14 protein-coding genes are annotated in these 17,247 nt (G+C 70.2%); 8 read left to right on the top strand and 6 right to left on the bottom strand.

Features of this window, described 5'->3' with window-relative positions; all coding sequences use genetic code 11:
• The first annotated feature begins 221 nt into the window (after window positions 1-221).
• The 5 genes from AB0M39_RS21455 (at window position 222) to AB0M39_RS21435 (ending at window position 2,596) form a co-directional block, all read left to right on the top strand.
• Window positions 222-794 carry a hypothetical protein gene (locus AB0M39_RS21455; RefSeq protein WP_365366626.1) on the top strand — a complete coding sequence of 191 codons (573 nt, stop codon included), beginning with the start codon at window positions 222-224 and terminating at the stop codon, window positions 792-794.
• Between the two features lie 14 nt (window positions 795-808).
• Window positions 809-982, top strand: coding sequence for a hypothetical protein (locus AB0M39_RS21450; protein WP_365366624.1), 174 nt, complete (start codon window positions 809-811; stop codon window positions 980-982).
• A 208-nt stretch (window positions 983-1,190) separates the two neighbouring features.
• Complete coding sequence (locus AB0M39_RS21445) at window positions 1,191-1,586, top strand: BlaI/MecI/CopY family transcriptional regulator (RefSeq protein WP_365366622.1); 396 nt, start codon at window positions 1,191-1,193, stop codon at window positions 1,584-1,586.
• A gap of 9 nt (window positions 1,587-1,595) precedes the next feature.
• The gene (locus tag AB0M39_RS21440; RefSeq protein WP_365366620.1) at window positions 1,596-2,117 is read left to right on the top strand and encodes an amino-acid N-acetyltransferase; all 522 of its coding nucleotides are present in this window, start codon (window positions 1,596-1,598) and stop codon (window positions 2,115-2,117) included.
• A 143-nt stretch (window positions 2,118-2,260) separates the two neighbouring features.
• The gene (locus tag AB0M39_RS21435) at window positions 2,261-2,596 is read left to right on the top strand and encodes an Lsr2 family protein (protein WP_365366618.1); all 336 of its coding nucleotides are present in this window, start codon (window positions 2,261-2,263) and stop codon (window positions 2,594-2,596) included.
• Here AB0M39_RS21435 and AB0M39_RS21430 read toward each other — a convergent pair.
• Window positions 2,575-3,255 carry an SCO3374 family protein gene (locus tag AB0M39_RS21430; RefSeq protein WP_365366615.1) on the bottom strand — a complete coding sequence of 227 codons (681 nt, stop codon included), beginning with the start codon at window positions 3,253-3,255 and terminating at the stop codon, window positions 2,575-2,577. The two genes, AB0M39_RS21435 and AB0M39_RS21430, sit on opposite strands and share 22 nt — an antisense overlap.
• Window positions 3,256-3,685: 430 nt before the next feature.
• Here AB0M39_RS21430 and AB0M39_RS21425 point away from each other — a divergent pair, with 430 nt between their 5' ends.
• Window positions 3,686-6,211 carry an ATP-dependent Clp protease ATP-binding subunit gene (locus AB0M39_RS21425; protein WP_365366613.1) on the top strand — a complete coding sequence of 842 codons (2,526 nt, stop codon included), beginning with the start codon at window positions 3,686-3,688 and terminating at the stop codon, window positions 6,209-6,211.
• Between the two features lie 112 nt (window positions 6,212-6,323).
• Here the strand turns inward: AB0M39_RS21425 and AB0M39_RS21420 are convergent, their stop codons facing one another.
• Window positions 6,324-9,284 (bottom strand): NACHT domain-containing protein, encoded by a 2,961-nt coding sequence (locus AB0M39_RS21420; protein ID WP_365366611.1) that lies wholly within the window; start codon window positions 9,282-9,284, stop codon window positions 6,324-6,326.
• Window positions 9,285-9,377: 93 nt separating this feature from the next.
• A complete protein-coding gene (gene dacB / locus AB0M39_RS21415; protein ID WP_365366609.1) occupies window positions 9,378-11,003 on the bottom strand; it encodes a D-alanyl-D-alanine carboxypeptidase/D-alanyl-D-alanine-endopeptidase in 1,626 nt (541 codons plus the stop codon).
• A 580-nt stretch (window positions 11,004-11,583) separates the two neighbouring features.
• Here dacB and AB0M39_RS21410 point away from each other — a divergent pair.
• Window positions 11,584-12,204 (top strand): M23 family metallopeptidase, encoded by a 621-nt coding sequence (locus AB0M39_RS21410; RefSeq protein WP_365366607.1) that lies wholly within the window; start codon window positions 11,584-11,586, stop codon window positions 12,202-12,204.
• Between the two features lie 77 nt (window positions 12,205-12,281).
• On the opposite strand, the gene AB0M39_RS21405 is transcribed toward AB0M39_RS21410, so the two are convergent.
• Window positions 12,282-12,842, bottom strand: a complete 561-nt coding sequence (locus AB0M39_RS21405) for a helix-turn-helix domain-containing protein (protein ID WP_365366605.1) — start codon at window positions 12,840-12,842, stop codon at window positions 12,282-12,284.
• A 115-nt stretch (window positions 12,843-12,957) separates the two neighbouring features.
• Here AB0M39_RS21405 and AB0M39_RS21400 point away from each other — a divergent pair, with 115 nt between their 5' ends.
• Window positions 12,958-14,691, top strand: coding sequence for an MDR family MFS transporter (locus AB0M39_RS21400; protein ID WP_365366603.1), 1,734 nt, complete (start codon window positions 12,958-12,960; stop codon window positions 14,689-14,691).
• Between the two features lie 219 nt (window positions 14,692-14,910).
• Here AB0M39_RS21400 and cseC read toward each other — a convergent pair whose 3' ends face one another.
• Together cseC and cseB are read right to left on the bottom strand one after the other, a co-directional pair.
• Window positions 14,911-16,230 (bottom strand): two-component system sensor histidine kinase CseC, encoded by a 1,320-nt coding sequence (gene cseC, locus AB0M39_RS21395; RefSeq protein ID WP_365366601.1) that lies wholly within the window; start codon window positions 16,228-16,230, stop codon window positions 14,911-14,913.
• A 307-nt stretch (window positions 16,231-16,537) separates the two neighbouring features.
• The gene (gene cseB / locus AB0M39_RS21390; protein WP_365366599.1) at window positions 16,538-17,242 is read right to left on the bottom strand and encodes a two-component system response regulator CseB; all 705 of its coding nucleotides are present in this window, start codon (window positions 17,240-17,242) and stop codon (window positions 16,538-16,540) included.
• Window positions 17,243-17,247: the final 5 nt, after the last annotated feature.

Raw genomic sequence — 17,247 nt, 5'->3', positions numbered from 1 at the left:
TCCCCGTCCGCTCGCCGACCGGCTCGCCTTCGCCGGGCCCCTCCCGCCGCGCGGGCCCCTCCGGCCGACCGCACCCCTCCGCCGACTGCATCCCTCCCGCCGACCGCACCCCTCCGCCGACCGGACTCCCCGGCGCGCCGATTCGTGGCATATTAACCGGATTTAGTCCATTTTGGACGTATTGTCGATCTATGCCCACGCCATACGGATCCCGTGGCGGCATGGCGTTCAGCGCAGACGAGCTGCGTGTGCTCCGACGCGCTCTCGCCCGTGCCCTCCATCCCGTCCCTCTCGCCGACGAGGACGTGCAGGACTGTCTGCGCCTGGCCGACTCCGTCGACGAGGCCGTCCGCGAGGCCGGTCGGCTGCGCGCGTTCCTCCTCGCCGACCTCGCCCGATACCGCCAAGCGCTTCCCGGCTCCGCCGGCAGCTATCTGGAGCTCCTTCAGGACGCCCTGGCCGCCGGATACGATCCCCGGCCCGAGGATCTCGCCGCGCTGCGCACCCTTCGTTCGACGCCTCTGGGGGCCGCCGTGCTGCAACGTTGTCAGACCCTCGCCGAGATGTCCGTGCGCGCCCGGCTCGCCGGCGCCCCCGCTCCCCGCACCCGGCTGCTCGCGCTGCCCGGCGGGCGGTCCGCGGACGAGCCGAAGCGGAAACCCCAGCCCGAGCCGCAGCCCAAGCCCCAGACCAAGCCGCCCGCCCCGGACGAGCGCCCCGTCCCCAAGCCGTCCGAGGTCTTTCCGCCCCGGCGGCGGCCGACGCCCCCGCCGCAGCAGCGCGCCGCCGGATAGCTACTCTGGGAGCCATGGACTATCTCTCCGCGCTTGTGCCTCCCGTGGTGATGGCCGCCTTCTTCACCGCTCTGGTCGTGACGATCGTCAAGAGTCAGGGCGGCCCGAACAAGGCCAAGGAGGACGCGGTCGTGGACGCGACCCTGGCCCGCGCCGACGCGGCCCGTCAGGCCCCCCGCGGCGACTGAGCGAGATGGCGCGCGACGGGCGCGGACGGGACGGGCAGGCGCCGAGCGCCCGGACGGCCCGCCTGGCGCGGCCGACCGGCCGGCGTGCGCGCCGGCCTTCCGATCGACCTGAGGACGTACGGCAGAGTCTCTGCCGTACGTCCTTTTTTGTTACGTCAATATCCAGTCATTCCGACATCTCTTGGACATCTCGCACTATGGTTGCGCTGTGCCCCGCCAATTGGGAGAGCTCGAAGACGCCGTCATGACACGCGTCTGGCAATGGAACCGGCCGGTCACCGTCCGGGAAGTCCTGGAAGACCTACAGCAGGAACGGTCCATCGCCTACACCACCGTCATGACCGTAATGGACAATCTCCATCAGAAGGGCTGGGTGCGCCGGGAAGTCGACGGCCGCGCCTATCGATATACCGCGGTCTCCACCCGGGCCGCCTACTCGGCCGCACTGATGAACGAAGCCTGGTCCAAGAGCGACAACCCCGCCGCCGCACTTGTCGCCTTCTTCGGCATGATGTCGCCGGAGCAGCGCGAGTCGCTCCTTGCCGCCGTCCGCATCGTTCAGGACGCCGAGGCCGGCGAGGGCGGGCAGGCCCCGGGGCGATAGCGTCGGCCCATGCCTTATGACGCAGCAAATGCCATCACCGTCCGACGGGCCAGGACCGGCGATGTCCGCGCGGTGCGCCGACTCGTCGATCCGTACGTCGGCGAAGGCATCCTGCTCGACAAAGCGACCGTCACCCTTTACGAGGCCATCCAGGAGTTCTGGGTCGCGGAACGCGACGAGGACGCCCAGGTCGTCGGCTGCGGGGCACTGCATGTGATGTGGGAAGACCTCGCCGAAGTACGCACTCTCGCCGTCGACCGCGCCTTCAAGGGCTACGGCATCGGCCATCAGGTGCTGGACAAGCTGCTCCAGACCGCCCGCTGGCTCGGCGTGCGGAAGGTTTTCTGCCTCACCTTCGAAGTGGACTTCTTCTCGAAGCACGGCTTCGTGGAGATCGGGGAGACTCCGGTCGACGGAGATGTCTACAGCGAGCTGCTGCGTTCCTATGACGAGGGCGTCGCCGAGTTCCTCGGGCTCGAACGGGTGAAGCCGAACACCTTGGGCAACAGCCGGATGCTTCTGCACCTGTGATCACGACATGAGCCGGAACCCTATGTCCGAATCGCGCACGTTTCCCGCGTTCTTGAGGTTCTGAACCTCTGTCAAGGGTTTGTGTTTTCCAGTGAAAAGCGGTTTCCTTTCCGCGTACTGCATTTTCGATGAAAGGAAATCCGGTGGCACAGAAGGTTCAGGTCCTTCTTGTCGACGACCTCGTCGGTGGCGAGGCGGACGAGACGGTGACGTTCGCTCTGGACGGCAAGACGTACGAGATCGACCTCACCGCCGCCAATGCGGAGAAGCTCCGGGCCTCGCTCGCGGACTTCGTGAAGGCCGGCCGTCGCACCGGCGGCCGCAGCTCCGCCAGCCGCGGCAAGGCCCGTGTGGCCGCCGGCGGCAGCGCCGACACCGCGAAGATCCGCGCGTGGGCCAAGGAGAACGGCTTCGAGGTCAACGACCGCGGCCGCGTCCCCGCCACGGTGCGCGAGGCCTACGAGAAGGCCAACGGCTGACTCTTCGCACGAGGCGAATTCGTACGCAGCAGCCGGACTCGGTGGCACGCCGTCGCCGCCGTGTCCACAAGCCGTACGAGATCGGGGTTGCCGTCGAATCCGGAGCTGTGCCCGAACGGGGCCAGAGCCGGCAGCGTCGGCTCCACCTCGCGCCCCGGCGCGGGGGGCCGCAGCCATACGGCGGCCCCCCGGGAGTCAGAGTGTCCGGACCGGTCGCGGCACGCGGACCGGCCGGCTCCGTCGGTCGCCGAGCACTCCCAGGGCTCCACGGGCTCGCCAGGCCCCTCCGGCAGGCCGGACCAGCCGGGCGGGGGCGGGGCGGTCATCCGTCCGCCGGAGCCGACCGCGGTCAGGTCCAGGGCGACGCCGCCCCACTGAAGCCAGTCGAGCAGCCCAGGCAGCTCGTCAGCGCTCCCCGCGGCCACCAGGAGCCGCATTCTCCGCCCCGACAGCGCCACAGGGCCGGGCAGGTCCATTCGGCGCAGCACAGCGACGCCTGCGTCCACGGGCAGCTCCAGCACGTCGAAGCGGAGACCGGTGAGCAGCCGCACGGGAGATCCGGGCGCGGCGGCCCAGCCGAGCTCGTCCTCGTACCACTGCGCCCACGGCGCGGCGCCGCCCTCGAGCGGCGCGCGGGGGAGCGGGACGGTGAAGGCCATACCCCGGGAACTAGTCCGCGGACCCGATAGTTACGCAGTGTGCGGACTCGACTGCGGACAGTGCCCGAGTTGAGAGCGTACGGGAGCATTCGAGGGCGCAAAGTTGTTCGCCCATAGCTGAGGGAACCGGTGCGCGCCGCATGGAGTGTCAGTCCTTACGGGTAAGACATTCCTAGTGGGGAGGGGCGACACGCTCCTCAGGCCGTCTCACGTTCGCCATCGGCGTAGCGGAGGCATGGGTATCTGCCTGGCCTGCGGGAACATCGTCTCGCACCATCGGGTTGGAGCAATTGTCGGCGTTCGGGGTCAGGAGGCCACAGACGGGTGTCGGCAGTTGGAATGAGCGGTCCCCGCTTGCGGGACTAAGCTGCGGAAGGACAGGGAGGGGACCGACCCCTTACTGCCTGACCGCTCTGAGGAGCGATTAACGATGTTCGAGAGGTTCACCGACCGCGCGCGGCGGGTTGTCGTCCTGGCTCAGGAAGAAGCCCGGATGCTCAACCACAACTACATCGGCACCGAGCACATCCTCCTGGGCCTTATCCACGAGGGTGAGGGTGTCGCCGCTAAGGCCCTGGAGAGCCTCGGGATTTCGCTCGAGGCGGTCCGCCAGCAGGTGGAGGAGATCATCGGGCAGGGCCAGCAGGCTCCGTCCGGGCACATCCCCTTCACGCCCCGTGCCAAGAAGGTCCTGGAGCTGTCGCTCCGCGAGGCTCTTCAGCTGGGCCACAACTACATCGGCACCGAGCACATCCTGCTCGGCCTGATCCGCGAGGGCGAGGGCGTCGCCGCACAGGTCCTCGTGAAGCTGGGCGCCGATCTCAACCGGGTGCGGCAGCAGGTCATCCAGCTGCTCTCCGGATACCAGGGCAAGGAAGCCGCCACGGCAGGCGGCCCGGCCGAGGGCACGCCCTCGACCTCGCTCGTCCTGGACCAGTTCGGCCGGAACCTCACCCAGGCCGCTCGTGAGTCCAAGCTCGACCCGGTCATCGGGCGCGAGAAGGAGATCGAGCGGGTCATGCAGGTGCTGTCCCGCCGTACGAAGAACAACCCCGTGCTCATCGGCGAGCCCGGCGTCGGCAAGACGGCGGTCGTCGAGGGCCTGGCGCAGGCCATCGTCAAGGGCGAGGTGCCCGAGACCCTCAAGGACAAGCACCTCTACACCCTGGACCTCGGCGCGCTCGTCGCCGGCTCCCGGTACCGCGGTGACTTCGAGGAGCGCCTGAAGAAGGTCCTCAAGGAGATCCGCACCCGCGGCGACATCATCCTGTTCATCGACGAGCTCCACACCCTCGTGGGTGCGGGCGCCGCCGAGGGCGCGATCGACGCCGCGAGCATCCTGAAGCCGATGCTGGCCCGTGGCGAGCTGCAGACCATCGGCGCCACGACGCTGGACGAGTACCGCAAGCACCTGGAGAAGGACGCGGCCCTCGAGCGCCGCTTCCAGCCCATCCAGGTCGCGGAGCCGTCGCTGCCGCACACCATCGAGATCCTCAAGGGTCTGCGCGACCGGTACGAGGCCCACCACAGGGTCTCCATCACGGACGAGGCCCTCGTCCAGGCCGCGACCCTGGCGGACAGGTACATCTCGGACCGCTTCCTGCCGGACAAGGCGATCGACCTGATCGACGAGGCCGGCTCCCGGATGCGCATCCGCCGGATGACCGCGCCGCCGGACCTCCGCGAGTTCGACGAGAAGATCGCCGGCGTGCGCCGGGACAAGGAGTCCGCGATCGACTCCCAGGACTTCGAGAAGGCGGCGTCTCTCCGCGACAAGGAGAAGCAGCTGCTGGCGGCGAAGACCAAGCGGGAGAAGGAGTGGAAGGCCGGCGACATGGACGTCGTCGCCGAGGTCGACGGCGAGCTGATCGCCGAGGTCCTCGCCACGGCCACCGGAATTCCGGTCTTCAAGCTGACCGAGGAGGAGTCCTCCCGGCTGCTGCGCATGGAGGACGAGCTCCACAAGCGCGTCATCGGGCAGAAGGACGCCATCAAGGCCCTCTCGCAGGCGATCCGCCGTACGCGAGCCGGTCTGAAGGACCCGAAGCGCCCCGGCGGCTCGTTCATCTTCGCCGGCCCGTCCGGCGTCGGTAAGACCGAGCTCTCCAAGACGCTCGCCGAATTCCTCTTCGGCGACGAGGACGCGCTGATCTCCCTCGACATGTCGGAGTTCAGCGAGAAGCACACGGTTTCCCGTCTCTTCGGCTCCCCGCCCGGATACGTGGGTTACGAAGAGGGCGGCCAGCTCACCGAGAAGGTGCGCCGGAAGCCGTTCTCCGTCGTCCTGTTCGACGAGGTCGAGAAGGCCCACCCCGATATCTTCAATTCGCTTCTGCAGATCCTTGAGGACGGTCGGCTGACCGACTCCCAGGGCCGCGTCGTCGACTTCAAGAACACGGTCATCATCATGACGACCAACCTCGGGACCCGGGACATCTCCAAGGGCTTCAACCTGGGCTTCGCCGCCCAGGGCGACGTCAAGACGAACTACGAGCGGATGAAGATCAAGGTCAACGAAGAGCTGAAGCAGCACTTCCGGCCTGAGTTCCTCAACCGTGTCGACGACACGGTGGTCTTCCACCAGCTCACCGAGGAAGACATCATCCAGATCGTCGACCTCATGATCGCCAAGGTGGACGAGCGCCTCAAGGACCGTGACATGGGCATCGAGCTCAGCCCCACGGCCAAGTCGCTCCTCGCCAAGAAGGGCTACGACCCCGTGCTGGGCGCCCGGCCGCTGCGCCGGACCATCCAGCGCGAGATCGAGGACATCCTGTCGGAGAAGATCCTCTTCGGCGAGCTGCGCCCCGGTCACATCGTGGTCGTGGACACCGAGGGCGAGGGCGAAGAGAAGAAGTTCACCTTCCGCGGCGAGGAGAAGTCGGCTCTGCCCGACGTCCCGCCGATCGAGCAGGCGGCCGGCGGCGCCGGTCCGAACCTGTCGAAGGACGCCTGAGCGTCCGGAGGGCTGAAGAGCCGGTAGAAGGGGCTGCCCCGGTCCGTACGCGTCGTACGGATCCGGGGCAGCCCCTTCTCCGCTGTTCGCGGCCCCTCGCAGGCCTTGCCCGTCAGACGTACACGCTGTAGCTGAGCCGGTCGCCGAAGAGCTCGTGCCCGACGACCATGGTGATGTCCCTGTCCAGGCCCCGCACGTCGATCGTCAGGCCCGGCAGCCGCCGGAGCGGGGTCAGATCCAGGACGTCTGGCGGGCAGCCGGGCGCCAGGGACAGGGCGAGGTCGGCCAGGTGGGGGAAGACGTGCGGAACGGCGTCGAGGGCGCCGCTCCAGTCGTCCACGGCGAGAGTGAGCTCGACGAGGCCGGGCGCCTGCGCCTGTTCCGCCAGCTCGCCGCAGGACCGCACGCTCAGGTGCAGGCTTGTGAGCATCGGCATGCGTCGGACATGTGTCAGCAGCTCATCGAGCCGGGGGTAGCGGTCGACGGTCAGGTCGTTGAGGCTCTCGGCGTGCGCGGTCAGGAAGTCGAGGTCGGTCAGCGCGGTGTTGTTGCGGATCCGCAGCGCCCCGACCGATACGGCCCGGAGCCGCTCGGAGAGCTCGGCGGAGGCGAAGTCGCCGTCGACGATCAGACATCCGATCGGCGACAGCCGGTGCACCTGGGCCAGTTGCTCGCGCGTGTTCACATGGAGGATCCCGTCCCTGAAATCGAGGTGGGCGAGGACCTCCACGGCGTACTGCTCGGCGTCGTACTGGGGCCAGTCGGAGGCGAGGCAGTTCGTCGCGGCGCTCCCTGCGTGGAGGGCGACGGCGTGGGCGTGGGGGATCGCGGCCGAGCCGCCGATCATGCCGATCAAGGCGGCCGAGTTGAAGAGCTCCGCCGAGCTGAGCCCCTCCGGCTCGGGGAGAAGGGGCAGGACCCAGGCGCCGAGCCGGGACAGCTGGATCGCCCACGCGTAGTTCTTCGGCGGGATCGTGGCGGTGACGCGCTCTCTGATCCGCTCGGCCGTCTTCCCGTCGAGCCAGGCCGCGTGCTGCGCGCACAGGGCCGCCAGCACCGACAGATCGGGATCCTCCGCGTCCAGCAGGCCGTTGACCAGGTGCGCCACCTCGCGGCGGCTGCAGTGGCCCGCCGCCAGCAGGACCACGTCCTGCCAGGTCTCCTCGTCGGCGTGCAGCACCAGCTCGCTGACATGGTCGTCCTCCACGAACTCCTTCGCCGCCAGGAAGTCCTGGAAGGTGCGGTGGATGAACTGGTAGACGTCGTCGGCGCGTTCCTGGAGGAGGCCGCTGCGGTTGAGCAGATGGGTCAAGATGGCGTCCGCGGAGCCCTGGAGCCGTACCCGCTCCATCCCCGCCAGCGCCGCCGCCAGTTGGCGTCCGGCCTGCTCGCGCGAGAACTCCGACTGGCCGCCCCGCACCAGCCACACCGCGATCCGCTGGAGCAGCTGCTGGTGCTCCTCGACGCTCATGTCGATGCCCTCGGGCATGGCGATCCGACGCTGCTTGTCGCGGTTGCCGAGGAGCATCGCCAGCGCCGACTGGTAGAGCATCCAGCGGGTCTCGGGCAGAAAGCCCTGGCGCTGGCGGTGCAGGGCGCAGATCACGGCGCACAGCAGCGGGGTGCGGGCGAGGTCGCGCAGCGCGCCGTTCTGGCCGAACTGCTGGGCCAGGTCCCGCTCCAGGTCGGGCAGGCCCTCCTGGTCGTCGTCGCTCAGCTGGGCCGCCCGGTGCCAGGCGGCCGTGAACTCCTGGATGTCCTCGTCCCGCATCGGCAGCAGCCGCAGCTCCTCGAAGCCGGCGGACTTCAGCCAGTCCGGGGCCACCGCGAGAGGGCGCACGGTCGCCAGGCACCGGGTCTCCGGGTAGCGCTCCAGCAGCTCGGAGAGCCAGCGGTGGGCCTCGTCGCGGTCGTCCTGCGGCACCTCGTCCAGACCGTCGACGAGCAGCAGCGCCCGCCCGGCCTCCAGCACCCGCTCGGCCCAGCCCAGCGGCGCCTCGTCGACCACGAGCCGGGCGACGGTGGGGAGCTGGGCGGGGGCTGGGAAGGCCAGACCCCGGGAGCGCAGGGTGCGCAGCGGGACGACGAACGGCACCATGCCGTTGAGCTCGGTGAGCTGCGGGCTGAGCGTGCCCGCCGCGGCCTGGGCGGCGAGGCGCCACACCAGGGTGGTCTTCCCGGCGCCGGCGTCGCCCCGCAGCAGGACGCGCGGACGCGAGCGCAGCAGAGCCTCGACGCGCGCGGGCGCGTTGTCGTGCAGGGGGCGCGAGTCCGGCGCGGACTCCTCGGCGGGCGCCGTCTCCTTCGGCTGCGCCTCCAGGCTCAAGTAGGCCGTCTCCAGGTCCCATTCGGACTCGAGCCGGTCCAGCTCGTCGAGCCCGAAGATCTTGGTCTTGCGGTAGGCGGCGCCGAGGGCCTTCGCGTACTCGTCCTCGAACTTCGGGTCCTGGGGGTAGTCCAGCGTCGGCATCTGCGGGCGCTGCGCGGCCGCGGCCATCTGGTTGTACCAGTCCAGGAAGCCCTCCTGGGTGACGATCGACTTCAGGGGTATGCACTCCACCCGCAGCCGGCCCCAGGACTGGCGGATCGTGCGGACGATGCCCAGCACCTCCTTGCCCTTGACGACCGGGGCACCGGCCAGACCGGACAGCTCGCCGGTGGGCGGCTCGTCGAACTCGAACAGCAGGCTGTGCCGCAGGAGTCCGCCTCCGGGGCGTACGGCTCCGGCGTACTGCTGGGCCTCGAGTCTGCTCGTGGGGTAGCCGATGATCGAGCAGCCGTTGATCGAGGACGCCGGGTCGGCGATGCTCAGCTGCGGATAGGAGGCGAGTATGGACGACTTCGGTCCGCCCGGGGTGTAGAGGAACGCCACGTCGAGCTCCGGGTCCGACCAGGCCACCTGGAGGAACGTCTGCGCCTTGGACCGCGGTATCGCGATGCGCACCATGCCGGGGGCGCCGAGGATGTGCGCGCAGGTCAGCACCACGTTGGGCCCGATGAGGACGCCGCTGCCCTGCTGCTTGGCGAGTACGGCCACGATGTTCCCGGGCGCGACCCGGTTCAGAAAGCCCACAAGCTCCGAGCTTAGAGTCACGGCACTGCCCCGGACCGTGACTTTCCATCGATCCGGGGCAGTCGAGGCGCCGAGCGGCGGGCGAGCGGGCGGTCAGCAGAGCTTCGGCTTCTGCCAGGAGCACTCGAGGTCGCCGGTCAGGGCGCCGGTCGCCTTGCCGGGCGGCGGTACGGCGGTGATCTCGCCCTCGCCCGTCCTGGAGGAGGCGAGCGTGATCACGATCGCGTCCTCGATGCTCTTCACCGAGGACGCGAGGTAATCGTTCAGGACGACGCTGTAGACGAGTTCGCGCCCGCCCGCGTCGGTGACGTACCCGCTCAGGGCCGAAGCCCCGGTCAGGGAGCCCGTCTTGGCGCGGGCGTTGAGGGCCGCGGGAGTGGAGCACATCCGGCTGCGGAGGGTGCCGCCGACGGCGCGGTCGGGGTGGCAGGCCACGGGCAGGGACGCGTGCCACGCGTCGTACCAGGGGGCGTCCCGCACCGCCAGCAGCAGCGCGGCGAGCTGCTCGGCCGGGAAGAGGTTCATCCGGGACAGTCCCGAGCCGTCCACCTGGCGCAGGACGGACGTCGAGACGCCCTCCTGCTTCAGATAGCCCTCTATGGCGGCCAGCCCGGTGCGCCAGTCGCCGCGGCCTGAGGTCTCGTAGCCGATCGTCTTGACGAGCGTCTCCGCGTGCATGTTGTTGGACAGCTTCATGAAGGGGTGCATCAGCTCCTTGAGCGGCATGGAGCTGTGCGAGGCGAGGACCGCGGCGCCGGGCGGTGTGGGGCGGCCCAGGCGGGGGCTGCCCGCGATGCGCACGCCGTGGGCGGCGAGGGCGTCGGCGAAGACCGCGGCGGCGTAGCCGGTCGGCTCCCAGAGGGCGATCCACTCCTTGGTCGCGCCGGCCCCGACCGGGATGTCCCCGCTGACGGCGATCGTGTGGGAGCCGTGCTGCCTCTCGATGCCGAGGGTGTCGCTCTGGCCTGCGGGAACGGTTCTGCCGCGGATGTCCAGGCGTACGTAGTCGGTCGTCGGGGTGATCTTCACACGCGGCTTGTCGCCGGGCGCGTCGCCGGGCAGCGCCTCGACGATCACCGTGCCGGAGTCGTAGTCCCTGTCCGGCGCGAGGGTGAGGGGCGAGATCTGCGCCGAGTAGTACGCGGACTCGTCGTCGGCGGCCCAGGAGCGGCCCAGGCGCTGCGCGTCGAAGCGGGTGTCGTCGGCGATCAGGCGGCCGGTGACCCGGCGGACGCCGGTCGCGGCGAGGTCGGCGGCGAGCCGGTCGTAGTCCTCGGCGAGGGCGGTGGGGTCGCCGCCGCCCCGCAGATAGAGGTCGCCGTGGAGGGTCGAGCCGTGGCGGCGGCCGGGGGACAGGACGTCGGTGCGGAAGCGGTAGTCGGGGCCGAGCAGCGCCATGGCGGCGGCGGAGGTGGCGAGCTTGGCGTTGGAGGCGGGCATCTGGCGGTCTGCGCCGTCGCGCTGGTAGAGCCGCCGGCCGGTGGCGGCGTCGGCGACGACCACGCTCGCGGACCCGCCGCTCAGGCGGGGGTCGGCGAGGATCTCGTCGATCGCTCCTTTCAGCCCGGTGTCGGAGGGGCCGGCCCCGGCGGGCGGGCTCCAGGCGGTCCAGACGAGCGTGCAGACGAGCCCGACGATCACGGGCCAGGTCCAGAGGCGGGGGCGGTGGTGCGTACGAGAGGGGCCCCGGCGGTTCACGCGAATCACGGGTCTGCTCATGGCACAGGAGGATCCCGGACGGACCTGCGCGCGGGAAGAACGCCTGCGACGTCGACAGGGTGTTGCGCTGCGGTCGCGGAGTGTGTCGCGAACCGTCTCTCAGACCTCCGCCGAGGACCCCGCCGGCGCCTCTTCCGGACCCCTTTCAGACCCCTTTCGGGCCCTCGGGGAGTGACCCCCGGCACACGGCTCTGGGGCCTCCAGGTGACAAGGCGCACAGGCGTATCTCGGCCTACTAGCCCCAATAGTGGACCTTATCAGTACAAATCCGACACCCCTGGCGTGGGGGCGCCCGGGACTTCCGGCCCCTCGACCCCTTGAGGCGTCCGATGTGAGGCGTTCTCCGGGTCGACCGGTCCAGGACATGGGGTTAAACCGGTCTGAACGGGTAAACGAAGGCGATTTCGGGGCCCCTCCGCCGTGGGGCCGGAGGGCGTCAAGAGGTCTGGTCACACCCGTCCCTTCTACGACGTGATGTCGTAGATGGGGGGTTTGAGTCGGGTTGGGGGCGCGGGTTACCAATGTGTCGTCAGCCCGGTGCGAACGTGCCGGGTCAGTTCATGACCGGAGGTTCTCCCGTATGTCGAAGCACGTCCTGATCAACCGACTCCGTCCGTCCGCGCTCCGTACCCGTGGCGCCGTCGTCGCCGCCGGCCTCGGCGCCGTGATGGTCGTCGGAGCCGGTGCGGGCGTCGCCTCCGCCAATGCGGGCGAGGCCGCCGTTTCCGCCCCCGCCGCCAAGGCCGCGCCCGCCAAGAAGGCGAAGAAGGCGAAGAAGGCCGTGTCCTGGGTCAAGCCCGTCGGCAAGTACACGCTGAGCGCGAGCTTCAACCAGGGCGGCGCGATGTGGGCCAGCAAGCACTCCGGCCAGGACTTCGCCGTCCCGGTCGGCACCCCGGTCAAGGCCGCCGGCGCCGGCACCGTCGTGAAGGCCGGCCCGAACGGCGGCGGCGACGGTCCCGCGTACGGCAACGCCGTCGTGATCAAGCACGCCAACGGCAAGTTCTCGCAGTACGCGCACCTGTCGAAGATCAACGTCGGCATCGGCTCGAACGTGAAGGCCGGCCAGCTGATCGCCAAGTCCGGCAACACCGGCAACTCGTCCGGCCCCCACCTGCACTTCGAGATCCGTACGACCCCGAACTACGGCTCGGCCCTCAACCCGTCGGCCTTCCTGCGCACGGTCGGCGTCACCCTCTGACGCACTGCCCCCCTGAGGGACAGAGCTGACCCGGCCCGATCGGCCGGGCAGCCCCGCCGACCGGTCCGAGCGGCCGGTCAGCGCGGCCCGTGATGGGCCTGATTCACCAGATCGACGGCGACCTCGAGAATGGCCTTGCGCTTCTCCTCCGGGTCGCCTTCGACGTCGTTGAGCGCGTACATCCCGGCGTGCATCGTGAAGAGCGCGCTGACGCAGCGGACCTGGTCGGGCAGGGCGGCCTCGGGCGCCTTGAGCAGGTCGAGCATGACCAGCATCCGGTCCTTGAACGTCGAGCCGACGCTCAGATCGCGCATGGCGGCCTGGTTCTCCTGCATGAAGCGGAAGAGCGGGGCGCCGGCGGTGAGCGCCTGGCTGTAGCGGTCCAGAATCTCCCTCTTCGTCTCCAGCGTGCGCGGCTGGAGCTTCCCCCACTCGATCAGCTCGTCGATCGGCCTGGTCAGATCCTCGAAGATGCTGACCAGGATGTCTTCCTTGGTCTTGAAGTGGTAGTACAGCGCGGCCTTGGTGACGTCGAGCCGCTCGGCGATCTCGCGCAGCGAGGTCTTCTCGTAGCCCTGCTCGGCGAAGAGTTCCAGGGCGACGTCCTGAATGCGCTGACGGGTGTTGCCTCTGGCCATAGGGCTCTCCTGGAAAACTTACTTGACGCCCGGCTAGTTACGGGTCTACCGTCCCCCAGTGTAGTCAACTTGCCGGGCGGCAAGTAAGTGTCGGGGAGTGGGGACGGTGGCCGATATGGCGAAGCTCGAGAAACAGCCGAGGAAGACCGAGACCGCAGGGGACGCCGCGAGCGGCGCGGCGGCAGCGGGCGGCACGGGGGAGACCAAGACCGCGGGCGCGGAGGGCGAGGGCCGCAGTGTCCGCGTCGTCGTCCTCGCGCTGATGATCGCGATGCTGCTGGCGATGCTCGACAACATGATCGTCGGCACCGCGATGCCGACCATCGTCGGCGAGCTGGGCGGCCTCGAGCACCTGTCCTGGGTCGTCACCGCGTACACCCTGGCCACCGCCGCCTCCACCCCGATCTGGGGCAAGCTCGGCGACATGTACGGGCGCAAGGGCATCTTCCTGACGTCCATAGTCATCTTCCTGATCGGCTCCGCCCTCAGCGGCATGGCCCAGGACATGGGACAGCTGATCGCCTTCCGCGCCGTACAGGGGCTCGGCGCGGGCGGACTCATGGTCGGCGTGATGGCGATCATCGGCGACCTCGTGCCGCCGCGGGAGCGCGGCAGGTACCAGGGGATGATGGCCGGCGTCATGGCCATCGCCATGATCGGCGGACCGCTGGTCGGCGGAACCATCACCGACCACCTCGGCTGGCGCTGGAGCTTCTACATCAACCTGCCGCTGGGCGCCGTCGCGCTCGCCATGGTCACCGCGGTGCTCCACCTGCCGAAGAAGGAGCGGACGCGGGCACGCGTCGACTACCTCGGCGCCGCGCTGCTGACCGTCGGCATCACCGCGATCGTGCTGGTCACCACCTGGGGCGGCACCGAGTACGCCTGGGACTCGGCCGTGATCATGGAGCTGACCGCGATCGGTCTCGCCTCCCTCATCGGGTTCGTCTTCGCCGAGACCAAGGCGGCCGAGCCGCTGGTGCCGCTGCACATCTTCCGCAGCCGCAACTTCACGCTGATGTCGGTGATCGGCTTCCTGGCCGGGTTCGTGATGTTCGGCGCGGTCCTCTTCCTGCCGCTGTTCCAGCAGTCGGTGCAGGGCGCCTCGGCGACCAACTCCGGGCTGCTCCTGCTGCCGATGCTGCTCGCGATGCTCGTCGTCTCGATGGTCGCGGGCCGGGTCACCACCAGCAGCGGCAAGTACCGGATCTTCCCGATCGTCGGCGGCGCGCTGATGACGGTGGGCCTGTTCCTGCTCGCGCAGATGGACACCGAGACCTCGCGGCTGACCTCCGGCCTCTACATGGCGGCGCTGGGCGCGGGCATCGGATCCCTGATGCAGGTCACCATGCTGGTCGCGCAGAACAGCGTCGAGCAGAAGGACATGGGCGTCGCGTCGTCCACGTCCACCCTCTTCCGTACGCTCGGCAGCTCCTTCGGCGTCGCGATCATGGGCGCGCTCTTCACCGGGCGGGTCCAGGACGAGATGGCGGCGCGCGGCGGCGGCCAGATCACCGAGGGGTCGGCGCAGCTGGACGCCGCGAGCCTGGCCAAGCTGCCGGACCCGGTCCGGGAGGCGTACGAGTTCGCGGTGGCGTCCGGGACACACGCGGCCTTCCTGCTGGGGGCGGCGGTCGCGGTGGTCGGGTTCGTCGCGGCGTTCTTCGTCAAGGAGGTGCCGCTGCGGGGGGCGGGCCCCGCGCCTGCCGCGGAGAGCGGACCGCAGGGGTCGGGCGCCGTTGATGCCGCCGGCACCGTTGATGCCGCAGGGGACGTCGAAGACTCCGGCGCCGCCGGTCCCGCCGGGGGCGTCGGGGAGGTCGGCGGCAAGGTGGCCGAGAAGGTCTGACCCGCCCGAGCACGGCCCCCTCTCGTCTGGCCGACGGCCCCCGGTGTGCACACACACCGGGGGCCGTCGGCAGTTCCGCGTGCCGGCATCGGAGCGTGGACCGCACCGCCTCCGCGCGGCCCGCCGGCACGGACCGCGTCCGCGTCCCGCACTCTGCGCCGCCCGCCGTACGGGGCATGGACGGGGCGCGTTCGGGGGTCGTACGGGGGTGGAGACGTCCTAGTCGGACACCGGCATCATCGGGAAGCTGCCGGTGTTGGTCGGCGCGTGCTCGGGGAGCCAGAGCACCGCGACCGCGCCGCCCGACATCCCCAGCGGGACGGACATGCCCTCCGGTGCGGCGTTGCGGAAGGTCAGCCGTGCGCCCAGGACGCGCGCCTGCCCCGCCGCGATCGTCAGACCCAGGCCGTGGCCCGTCCCCGCACGGTCGCTGGCCCCGGTCCGGAAGCGGCTCGGCCCCTCGCGCAGCAGCTCCTCGGGGAACCCGGGCCCGTGGTCGCGCACCCGCACCACCCGGCCCTCGACCGTGACCTCGACGGGCGGCTTGCCGTACTTGGCGGCGTTGGCCAGCAAGTTGAACAGAATGCGCTCGAGCCGCCGGGGGTCGGTGCTGACCCAGGACTCGTGCACCACCCGGACCTCGACGCCGGACTTCAGCGCGCCGATCCGGCGGCTGACGAACTCGCCGAGCGCGATCTCCTGGAGCTCGGCCCGCTCGGACGCGCTGTCCAGCCTGGCCACCTCCAGCACGTCCTCGACCAGGGTCCGCATCGCCTGCGCCCGGTCCCGTACCAGCTCGGTGGGGCGGCCGGGCGGCAGCAGCTCGGCGGCGGTGAGCAGCCCGGTCACCGGGGTGCGCAGCTCGTGCGCGATGTCGGCGGTGACGCGCCGCTCCGCCTCGATGCGCTCGTTCAGCGCGTCGGTCAGCGCGTCGACCGCGCGGGCCAGATCGTCGGTCTCGTCGCGTACGACACCGCCGATGGCGTCCCGTACGCGTACGTCCGTGTTGCCCTCCGCGACGGTGGCGGCCGCGGCGGCGGCCTTGCGCAGCCGGCGCGAGAGCTGGCCGCCGATGAGCACGCCCAGCGCGCAGCCGCCGAACACGACGGAGACCGAGCCGATGATCAGCGCCCGGTCGAGGTCCTTCATCACGCCCGCGCTGCGGCCGGCGAACTCGGTGCGCGCGGAGAGCACGTCGCCGTTGGCCAGCGGCACGGCGGCCCAGATGATCGGAGGTCCGCTGTGGGACTCGTCGACGTACGTGCCGCGCCGCTTCTCCCGCATCAGCTTCTGGAGGTCCTTGGGCAGGGCGGGGTCGTTGACCTTGGTGTTGAAGCGGGGGTCCTTCTTCGACATCTCGTACACGCGCTGGGCGAGGTTCACCCGAGTCAGCTGCACGTCACGGGCGTTGTCGAGCATCGAGACGCGTGCGGCGTTGTGGACGACCAGGCTCAGCGCCATGGCGATGAGCGCGCCGACGGCCGCGATGGCGATGCTGATCTTCCAGCGGACACCGGTGCGCAGTACGGGCCGCTTCATGCGTCGGGATCCTGTTCCGTGCGGGGTCTGCGGACGCCCATGCTCGCAGCCGTGTCCTCGGCCCTGCTCCGGGCCGTGCCCTCAGTCGTGTTCTGAGCCGTGCCCTCAGCCATGTCGGTGACGCATGCCATGCCCTGAGATACGCCCCGACCCGCCGCCCGACTCACGTCCCCTGCCGGGCTGACGACCGCCGCCCGCCCCAAGACCCCTGCCCGGCTCACGTCCCCTGTCGGGCTGACGACCGCCGCCCGGCTCACGTCCCCTGCCTGCCTCATGACCATGTCCTGCCTCATGACCCATGCCGTGCTCAGGCCTTGAGCTTGTAGCCGAAGCCGCGCACGGTCTCGATCCGGTCCTGCCCGATCTTGGTGCGCAGCCGCTGCACATGGACGTCCACGACGCGGGTGTCCCCGCCCCAGCCGTAGTCCCAGACCCGCTCCAGCAGCTTGTCGCGCGAGAGCACCGTGCCGGGCGCGGACGAGAACTCCAGCAGCAGCCGCATCTCGGTCGGCGTCAGCGACACCGGCATGCCGGCCTTGCGCACCTCCATGCCCTCGGTGTCGACCTCCAGGTCGCCGAAGGACAGCGCGCCCTGCTCCTGCTGCCCGGCCGTGGCCGCCTCGCCGGCCGCCGGTCCGCCCGCGTGGCCGAAGCGGCGCAGCACCGCGCGGATGCGCGCGACGAGCACCGCGCCGTCGAACGGCTTGGTGACGTAGTCGTCGGCGCCGGCCTCCAGGCCCAGCACCACGTCGATCGAGTCGGCGCGCGCGGAGAGCATGATCACCGGAACGGTCGACTCGTCCCGGATACGACGGCACAGGCTCACCCCGTCCAGTCCGGGCACCATCACGTCGAGGAGTGCGATGTCGGGCCGGTCGGCGCGGAACGCCTCCAGACCTGACAGCCCGTCGGGCATCGCCGTGACCACGAAGCCGTCCCGCTCCAGCGCGAGCTGGGTGGCCTCACGGATGACGTCGTCGTCCTCGACGAACAGGACATGGGTCTCAGCCATCCAGC

The organism is Streptomyces sp. NPDC051907, assembly GCF_040681075.1.
GTDB lineage: Bacteria > Actinomycetota > Actinomycetes > Streptomycetales > Streptomycetaceae > Streptomyces.
This window is presented reverse-complemented; position numbering and strand designations above follow the sequence as displayed.